The organism is Pseudochrobactrum sp. B5 (assembly GCF_001939785.1).
Classification (GTDB): Bacteria; Pseudomonadota; Alphaproteobacteria; order Rhizobiales; family Rhizobiaceae; genus Pseudochrobactrum; species Pseudochrobactrum saccharolyticum.
Window position 1 is genome coordinate 398,795 of sequence record NZ_MOYL01000004.1, and the last position, 6,947, is coordinate 405,741.

Here is a 6,947-nt window from a genome sequence, read left to right on the forward strand (position 1 = left end):
TCCTGCCTTATCCAGCGGACGTAATAAGGTAGCGATTCAGAGGCGAGCGGGTCTACGCTGTATGCTACCAGCTTGCGATCATCATCTTCAATTCCGCGATTTACAAACGAATTTACCCACATGCGCGCATTATCTCCGTGCTATATGGCCGCAGATACGGCCGATGATTGCTTAATCTCACATATCCAGCATTGTGCGCTTCACGCGGCCAATAATTACAGGCTCGTGATCTGGAAAGATTGGTTCGTGCACTGGGTTGGTTGATACCGGCTCAAACCTCATTGGGTCGGCTCGGAAGCGCTTGTAAGTCGCATTACCCTCATGATCAGCGATGACATAGCAGGCGTTAGTGACGAGGCGCTTATCGTTTCGATTTATAACTATGACGGATTCTGGTGGTGATATGCGATCCATTGAATCTCCGGTGACACGCAGCGCGATCCAGTCCCCTGTAGAAAGCTCAGCAACAGAGATAGTGCTTAGCGCCTCATCAGATAAATCATCACGTAGGAGTGCTCCAGCACTCACTGTAGACAGGAGCGGCACCTGAACGACAGGATGAGATTCAGGAAGAATTGGGAAGCCCGTAATGTCAGCGATTGCTAAGGCTTCATTGGTGCTGATATCTCGCCCATGAGCCATTTTGTTTACGATAGAGCGATCATCTGCGGAGATGATTTTACGGGCAAAAAGCTCTCGTGCCATCGCTGATTGCGACATGCCTGAATGCTCAAGTGCATCGCGAATCCACTGATTGATGGGGGTAGATGCAGGTGTTTTGTATGATGCTTGTCTTGCCATAGTATGATTGTAGCTATTTGTTGCCATACAGTCTGTTGCGTTTATCGCTACAAATTCCCTTGCATGTGTTGCTATTATCGCTACAATGCTATTTCATGGAACCAGCTTGTAAAATAATCAAACTCTTGGGTGGCCCGAGCGCTGTAGCTAAAATTGCAGGCGTGCATCGAACTCGTGTGTCTAATTGGATGCGCCCTAAGTCCTCAGGTGGGACAGGAGGCGTTATCCCAATAAATCACATTAATAAATTGATTGAAGCGGCCTTTGAAAAAGGTGTTGCCCTTTCAGGTGACGATTTCCTGCCGATTTCAAGCAAAATTAAAGGTCGCGCAGCATGAGCCACGCGACCCCATTCATCAGTTTCATATCACCGGTCATTCCTCCCGCCGGTGAGGCCGAGGCGGTTCTTTGCCCCCGCTTGATCGTCTCGGCCATCAATTCCCGTCCTTTGGCGGTGTATCTGCGCATGTCTGTTTTTATTCAGTATACGCAGCGCAATCTTTCCCACTGGCTCCATGCACTGGTTGCTCCTTTTACGTCTCAAGTCGTCGCTGATTTGAAACGTAACAAAGGAGCCACCCATGAACGTGGGAATTTCATCCAAGAACGTGGATTTTTCAGCCAAGGAGCCGACGATGACTGATGTCGATATGGCCGCTTCTCTGCTGGACGAAATCATTGGTCAGCGCGGAGTACGCGAAACGATCAAGTCCATGCTGGAGCGGGCGTATTCAGATTTGAGTAAGCGCAACGGTGCGTGGACGCGCCGCAGAGTGAGGGCTGTCTTCAACAAAGAAGCTAGCAGGATTGAAAACAGAGAAATCGAAGAAATGAAGGCAATCCTCGATGGGAGAAGAAAACAAGCCGCATATCGCGCCGAAACCGCCCGTCTTGCTTCGTTGGCTGTCATTCAGTCGGCGGCACAAGATTGCGGTCAGCTTTAGAACTTGGGCTGCAGGTGCAGCCGAATGGATTTGCCCGGAGTTGAGAGAATGACAGAGGAATTGAAAATGCCCCGCTTCACCAAGCCGGTTCTTTCTCGTCTGGAGGGGGGGGCAACGCTAGTGCGTGAACATTCACAAGAAACTCGCGCCGTCGAAAAGGGCGGCGGGTATGTCTATTTCACATTGCCTGACTGCCGAACAGTGCCGGTCATCGTTGGCCGCTGGCTGATTGATAGTGGTCTTTTGCAGCCTGCTGGCGATGATCTGTTTGGCGGCTCTCAAACATTCAGGGTGCCGCATGGCGGTCACTCTTAATCTGCGCACTATGCGCACAATTGCCGAGGGACAAGTCAATTCCCTCAAAGATTTCATATCGCTTCACCGGATTAAGAAAACGCGCGGTGAAGCTTGGTTCATTCAACAGGAGGAGATTTTACAGCATCGCCGTCAGGTTGTGAGGTTGATTGATGCTGAAATCTCCCGCCGCCAAGAGCGCGAAAGTGAGGCAGCATGAAGCCTGTACTTATGTCAGTAACAACAGATGAATTTACCCTCTGGCAAGCTTATGTCGATGCTAAGGCCAAGGCTGATCACACCGGCGCATTTTCGGATGCCGTTGAAGCGAAGCGCTGCCTGAAAGCTTTCTACTGCTATGAAAGTCCAATCATTCAGAAAAACTTGGGTGCGGTATGACCATTGCACTCAACCAAACTGATTTTGTCATTGAAATTGAACAAGAGGTTCTTGGCTCGCTGATGCTGGGCGGTTTTGGCCGTGTGGCATCTATGCTGGAAGCCAGGCACTTCATTGAGCCCGTTCATCAGCATATCTATCAGGCAATCGCTTCGGCACATGAGCGCTATAATTCTGCGCGTCCTGATATTCTGGTCAAGCTGCTACCTCAAGCTGTAGCAGAAACACACGAACAGTCTACAGGGCAGGGTATTTCGCATTATCTTGCTCGCCTTGCCACTTCGTCAGTGCTTGGCTCTGCCAATATCGAGAAGAGCGCTAAGCAGGTTATTGAGCAATCAGCACGGTTGGCACTGGCAGATCAGGCCGAAAGTCTAAGTTCCGCCGCACGTGATCCTAATTCCAATCCTGCGGAATTAGTCACAAAGGCTGGTGTGATTTTTGATGATATCGTTTCTGATTTACGTCGAGGCTCGAAACGCAAGTCTCAAGTCTCTGTGTCTCACGCCGCATCAAACGCAATCATCGCGGCTGAAATCGCTATGGCGACCGGCACAGGTATTACCGGTTTATCGTGGGGATTGTCGGACATCAATCATGTGACCGGCGGCATTCATAAGCGTGATCTGACGCTGATTGGCGCTCGTCCGTCTATGGGGAAAACTTCTGTTGCAATGTCCGTTGCCTGCAAACTTGCCAAGCAGGGGCATGGTGTTGGCTTCATTTCGCTTGAGATGGATGCTGAGAAGCTTGCGGCCAGAGCAGTGTCTGATCTGGCCTATGACGATAATATTCGTATTCCTTATCAGGATTTAGTTACAGGTCGATTGTCTCAGCCAGACTTGTACGCATTGAAGCGCGTTCAGCAAGAAATGGACGGCTTGCCGCTGCTTATTGAAGAACAGTCCGGGCTTTCTATTTCTGATATTCGCGTCAAACTTGAAGTGATGCTGGAAGCCTCTGAAAAGGCCAGTCACAATCTTGATTGCCTTATGATTGACCACCTTGGGCTTATCCGCGCCAGTAATCGTTATTCCGGCAACCGTACAAATGAAATTGCGGAAATGACCGGTGCGCTCAAATCTATGGCACGTGAGTACAATATTTCTGTTGTGCTTCTGTCGCAGCTCAATCGTGCTGTGGAGAGCCAAGCCGATAAACGCCCTCAGTTGTCTGCCCTGCGTGATAGCGGCGCCATCGAGCAGGATGCCGATACAATCATCTTCCTTTACCGCGAGGCATATTACCTCGAGCGTGAAAAGCACGATGATTTCGAAAAAGAAATTGCCCGTCAGGACAAGCTGGCAGAAGTAAAAAACAAGCTTGAATTTCACATCGCAAAGCAGCGCAACGGACCGGTCACACAGGTTGATCTGTTCATTGATGTCGCTTGCTCTGCTGTCAGAAACGCAGCGAGGTATGAAGCATGAATGGCCTCCCATATTACAAGGCATATCCACGCGATTTTATCGAGGGCACCATCGGTATGGACTTCGAAACGAAGGCTGCTTACCGGCTGGTGCTTGATCTGATTTACATGCAGGGCGGTAACCTCCCTGACGATGCGCGTTACATATCCGGCCTGCTAGGATGCACAATTCGGAAGTGGAATTCGTTGCGCGGCACCCTTGTATCTATGGGCAAGATCATCGTGAGCGGCGAGTTTCTGACAAATGAACGTGCAATTATCGAGCTCGAAACTCTGAGAAAACTTCAAGATAAACAGGCTGAAAATCGTTCTCGTCCTAATAAAATCAAAGGCTTAAAATCACCACCGTTCGACCAATCAGAACCAGAACCAAAAGAAGCTAAAGCTTCTAACGCGCATGTGCGCGAGGCTGCTGCTGATCTTTCTCAAAAGCAAAATCTTGACCTCAGGGATTTAACGAAAAAGCTGACGGAAGCGGCGGAGGGTAAAATCCAGCCGCACGGTTCATTGGTTGTCGGGGCGATCTTGGAGCTGCTCAACAATGGCGTTGATCTGGAAACGGATATTCTGCCGACAATTCGCTCTGTTGCGTCCCGCATGTCCAAACCAGCCAGCTCTTGGGCGTATTTCGTCAGCGCAATCCGCGACGCCTTCAACGCCCGTGTCAAAGCCGGTACCGGATTAGCTAAGCCTGCAACGGTGACGAAGATTGATGTTTTCGCGCTGCCGAAGGCTGAGCAGGAACGCAAGCTTGAGTTTTTCCTTGAGCAAGCAAGGCTGCACCGCCGATGGAATCCACTGCTTGGTGCTCTTCCTTGGCAGGATGGTTGTCGCATCCCTGAACACTTGCTCAAGCCGAATGACGGGAAGGGCTGGCAAATCATCGGAGTGGCCGCATGACACCTCACGACCTTTTCCGCACAGGCTTAGACACCCAACAGATAGCCGAAGCCCTTTGCCTACATGAGGGCGAGATAGAGCGGCAGATACACGAAGAACGCACAAATAAAATTTTAGTAATTGAACGAAAGAAGCGAGGCGCGAGATGAAAACAGAAGTGGATTTTGGATGCCGCGGCTCCAGTGTTGAAGACGTGAGTATCTATCGCGGGATGAACCCTAAATTTGTTCAGTGGGTATGGAAAAAGCGTCGATCTAAACAGCGTGAACATAAAACTCAGACGCATAACAGCACCATCCCTGACGTTTTAGTATCAGCTGCGTTGCTTGTTTCCATGCAGTTCGAGACATTTGAGGAATTGCGGATGATGGCCGCTGATCTGTTCAATGTCCCAAAGGAAACTTTGGATGAGAAAAACAGAACTGTTCGTGTTGTTCGAGCTAAACATGCTGCCATTTGCGCAGCAAAAATCCATTGGCCAGACATTTCGCTATCTGCCCTTGGGCGAGAGTTTTTCGTGGATCACACAAGTGCGCTCCACGCGCTGCGGAAATACGGAATTTATACCAGTCAATCACAAACGAAATCAGCAGCATAAGGATTAAGCCATGAGTGACGATATTACCGGTGATAGCGCCCAGACAATTGCAGTCGGCCAGCTTCGTGCCTTCATCGAGCGCATTGAACGATTGGAAGAAGAAAAGAGCACGATCAGTGAGGACATTAAGGAAGTGTTCGCGGAGCTCAAAGGCTCAGGCTTTGACACCAAGGCTGTTCGCGCAATCATCCGAGCTCGTAAAAAAGAAGCACACGAGCGTCAGGAAGAAGAAGCGATGATCCAGCTTTATATGGACGCATTGGGAATGAGTTAACGCTGCAGACGTGTGCAGTCATTCTCTTTCGTACGGCTCTTCGTAAATCCAGGGCGCTGAGTTTAGAGGTGCATAACTATGTAGCCAATTGAGAGTTTCAGCATATCGTTCAGCCTCAACTTCAATCAATGCACCATACTTTACGCCACCAACAAAAGCCTCCTCACCAGTCAGGCAATCCATAACGATCCAGTCGTCACCTGACAAATGCCACTTCATAAAACGCTGCATACGCACTCGTTTACCCCTCAGATGATGTGGCAACAAGTTTCAATATTAGCAGTAGTTTATAGAGTTACAATAGATATTCAGCGCAGGGAAATACATATGGCGGCACCATCAAAAGAACAGCGAAAAGCAATCTCTCGCGGCGAGGTGGGAACCCTCAAATCCGATATTCGGGTGCATCGCGTTCCAAATCCGTATTATTCCCCGGATCATTCAGGCGAGAGCTGGAACCCGCCGAAGATCAAAGCCTATGTGAATATCAAGGAGAGTGCGGTTGGCACTCTCTATTCACGCGGACATATCAATGATGCACAATGGGCTGCGGCAGGCCGGTTCCGTCAATATTGGGAGCGGTCAGGTGCTAAAGGCACAATTGCCATAGACTATGGCCGTGAGCAGGTGGATGGCGGCAAGGGCATCGATCCGCTGCCGGACAGCATGATTGATGCGGTGCAGCGGTTAAATGAATGCAAGCCTGTGCTTGGTCGGAAGGCTTTTGATCTGATGATCAAGGTTGTCGGGCAGGGGATGGAGATTTCAGACATCGCCACGAGCCAGCGTGAGAAGACCACCTATAGCGATTATGTGAAAGACGGGCTTGATGCGCTGGCTGTGCATTGGGGGTATAAAACACAATAGGATGTTGCCCGCTTAAGCGGAATATACTATATTTTGTATTATGGTGATTTGCGTGTGACGACAAATCCGATTTGAGAGGCAGCCTAAAGGCTGCCTTTTTGATTCCGCGTTACGTGCTTCCGACAGTGCGCGGTCTTAGATTCTCGGAGCGCATTGGCAGAGTAGGTGAAAGACCCTTAGATGCCTTGGGGATGCGAAACTGATCAGTAGGTTAAGGCTTGCCAAAGCCGAATACAGCCCCAGATTTTTGAGGTAGCGCCTCAACAAAATGCCCGTATAGCATAATGGTAATGCCAGCAGCTCATAACTGCTAAGATGCAGGTTCAATTCCTGACACGGGTACCAATAATCCGCCTTCGCCTAAAGGTAGGGCAGCGCACTTTGAATGCGCCGGTCGTGGTTCGATCCCATGAGGCGGAACCAGATTTTATGATATTCAGT

13 protein-coding genes and 2 tRNA genes are annotated in these 6,947 nt (G+C 49.8%); 13 read left to right on the forward strand and 2 right to left on the reverse strand.

The genetic code is table 11. The annotated features are described in order from the left end of the window. Nucleotides 1–177: 177 nt before the first annotated feature. Nucleotides 178–828 (reverse strand): S24 family peptidase, encoded by a 651-nt coding sequence (locus BKD14_RS14170; protein WP_139316429.1) that lies wholly within the window; start codon nucleotides 826–828, stop codon nucleotides 178–180. Nucleotides 829–896: 68 nt separating this feature from the next. Between BKD14_RS14170 and BKD14_RS19155 the strand changes: the two genes are divergently transcribed. The 10 genes from BKD14_RS19155 to BKD14_RS14215 all read left to right on the forward strand — a co-directional run bounded on the left by BKD14_RS19155 (nucleotide 897) and on the right by BKD14_RS14215 (nucleotide 5,639). After that, nucleotides 897–1,139, forward strand: a complete 243-nt coding sequence (locus BKD14_RS19155; RefSeq protein WP_075656910.1) for a hypothetical protein — start codon at nucleotides 897–899, stop codon at nucleotides 1,137–1,139. Further along, a complete protein-coding gene (locus BKD14_RS19160) occupies nucleotides 1,136–1,444 on the forward strand; it encodes a hypothetical protein (RefSeq protein WP_139316430.1) in 309 nt (102 codons plus the stop codon). The genes BKD14_RS19155 and BKD14_RS19160 overlap by 4 nt, the downstream gene beginning before the upstream one ends. Next, nucleotides 1,437–1,745, forward strand: a complete 309-nt coding sequence (locus BKD14_RS14180; protein WP_238481584.1) for a hypothetical protein — start codon at nucleotides 1,437–1,439, stop codon at nucleotides 1,743–1,745. Before BKD14_RS19160 ends, BKD14_RS14180 begins: the two co-directional genes overlap by 8 nt. 48 nt (nucleotides 1,746–1,793) lie before the next feature. Continuing rightward, nucleotides 1,794–2,060, forward strand: a complete 267-nt coding sequence (locus BKD14_RS14185) for a hypothetical protein (RefSeq protein WP_139316431.1) — start codon at nucleotides 1,794–1,796, stop codon at nucleotides 2,058–2,060. After that, nucleotides 2,044–2,259 carry a hypothetical protein gene (locus BKD14_RS14190; RefSeq protein ID WP_075656912.1) on the forward strand — a complete coding sequence of 72 codons (216 nt, stop codon included), beginning with the start codon at nucleotides 2,044–2,046 and terminating at the stop codon, nucleotides 2,257–2,259. The genes BKD14_RS14185 and BKD14_RS14190 overlap by 17 nt, the downstream gene beginning before the upstream one ends. Continuing rightward, the gene (locus BKD14_RS14195) at nucleotides 2,256–2,438 is read left to right on the forward strand and encodes a hypothetical protein (protein ID WP_075656913.1); all 183 of its coding nucleotides are present in this window, start codon (nucleotides 2,256–2,258) and stop codon (nucleotides 2,436–2,438) included. The genes BKD14_RS14190 and BKD14_RS14195 overlap by 4 nt, the downstream gene beginning before the upstream one ends. Continuing rightward, entirely contained in the window at nucleotides 2,435–3,868 is a 1,434-nt protein-coding gene (locus tag BKD14_RS14200) for a DnaB-like helicase C-terminal domain-containing protein (RefSeq protein ID WP_075656914.1), read from the forward strand. The genes BKD14_RS14195 and BKD14_RS14200 overlap by 4 nt, the downstream gene beginning before the upstream one ends. Further along, nucleotides 3,865–4,767, forward strand: a complete 903-nt coding sequence (locus tag BKD14_RS14205) for a DUF1376 domain-containing protein (protein WP_075656915.1) — start codon at nucleotides 3,865–3,867, stop codon at nucleotides 4,765–4,767. Before BKD14_RS14200 ends, BKD14_RS14205 begins: the two co-directional genes overlap by 4 nt. 145 nt (nucleotides 4,768–4,912) lie before the next feature. Then, a complete protein-coding gene (locus tag BKD14_RS14210; protein ID WP_075656916.1) occupies nucleotides 4,913–5,365 on the forward strand; it encodes a helix-turn-helix domain-containing protein in 453 nt (150 codons plus the stop codon). Nucleotides 5,366–5,375: 10 nt separating this feature from the next. Next, on the forward strand, nucleotides 5,376–5,639 hold the full coding sequence (locus BKD14_RS14215; protein WP_075656917.1) for a DUF2312 domain-containing protein: 264 nt from the start codon (nucleotides 5,376–5,378) through the stop codon (nucleotides 5,637–5,639). Between the two features lie 18 nt (nucleotides 5,640–5,657). Here the strand turns inward: BKD14_RS14215 and BKD14_RS14220 are convergent, their stop codons facing one another. Further along, on the reverse strand, nucleotides 5,658–5,876 hold the full coding sequence (locus BKD14_RS14220; protein WP_139316432.1) for a hypothetical protein: 219 nt from the start codon (nucleotides 5,874–5,876) through the stop codon (nucleotides 5,658–5,660). A gap of 90 nt (nucleotides 5,877–5,966) precedes the next feature. Between BKD14_RS14220 and BKD14_RS14225 the strand changes: the two genes are divergently transcribed. The 3 genes from BKD14_RS14225 (at nucleotide 5,967) to BKD14_RS14235 (ending at nucleotide 6,929) form a co-directional block, all read left to right on the forward strand. Next, on the forward strand, nucleotides 5,967–6,506 hold the full coding sequence (locus BKD14_RS14225) for a hypothetical protein (RefSeq protein WP_083647151.1): 540 nt from the start codon (nucleotides 5,967–5,969) through the stop codon (nucleotides 6,504–6,506). A gap of 270 nt (nucleotides 6,507–6,776) precedes the next feature. After that, nucleotides 6,777–6,851 (forward strand) — tRNA-Ile (locus BKD14_RS14230). A gap of 4 nt (nucleotides 6,852–6,855) precedes the next feature. Next, a tRNA-Gln gene (locus tag BKD14_RS14235) sits at nucleotides 6,856–6,929 on the forward strand. Nucleotides 6,930–6,947 lie beyond the last annotated feature (18 nt).

Coding starts and splice junctions, on each gene's coding strand:
- BKD14_RS19155 (WP_075656910.1), top strand. CDS start 897: ATGGAACCAGCTTGTAAAATAATCAAACTCTTGGGTGGCCCGAGCGCT.
- BKD14_RS14185 (WP_139316431.1), top strand. CDS start 1,794: ATGACAGAGGAATTGAAAATGCCCCGCTTCACCAAGCCGGTTCTTTCT.
- BKD14_RS14200 (WP_075656914.1), top strand. CDS start 2,435: ATGACCATTGCACTCAACCAAACTGATTTTGTCATTGAAATTGAACAA.
- BKD14_RS14225 (WP_083647151.1), top strand. CDS start 5,967: ATGGCGGCACCATCAAAAGAACAGCGAAAAGCAATCTCTCGCGGCGAG.
- BKD14_RS14210 (WP_075656916.1), top strand. CDS start 4,913: ATGAAAACAGAAGTGGATTTTGGATGCCGCGGCTCCAGTGTTGAAGAC.
- BKD14_RS19160 (WP_139316430.1), top strand. CDS start 1,136: ATGAGCCACGCGACCCCATTCATCAGTTTCATATCACCGGTCATTCCT.
- BKD14_RS14195 (WP_075656913.1), top strand. CDS start 2,256: ATGAAGCCTGTACTTATGTCAGTAACAACAGATGAATTTACCCTCTGG.
- BKD14_RS14170 (WP_139316429.1), bottom strand. CDS start 828: ATGGCAACAAATAGCTACAATCATACTATGGCAAGACAAGCATCATAC.
- BKD14_RS14205 (WP_075656915.1), top strand. CDS start 3,865: ATGAATGGCCTCCCATATTACAAGGCATATCCACGCGATTTTATCGAG.
- BKD14_RS14190 (WP_075656912.1), top strand. CDS start 2,044: ATGGCGGTCACTCTTAATCTGCGCACTATGCGCACAATTGCCGAGGGA.
- BKD14_RS14180 (WP_238481584.1), top strand. CDS start 1,437: ATGACTGATGTCGATATGGCCGCTTCTCTGCTGGACGAAATCATTGGT.
- BKD14_RS14215 (WP_075656917.1), top strand. CDS start 5,376: ATGAGTGACGATATTACCGGTGATAGCGCCCAGACAATTGCAGTCGGC.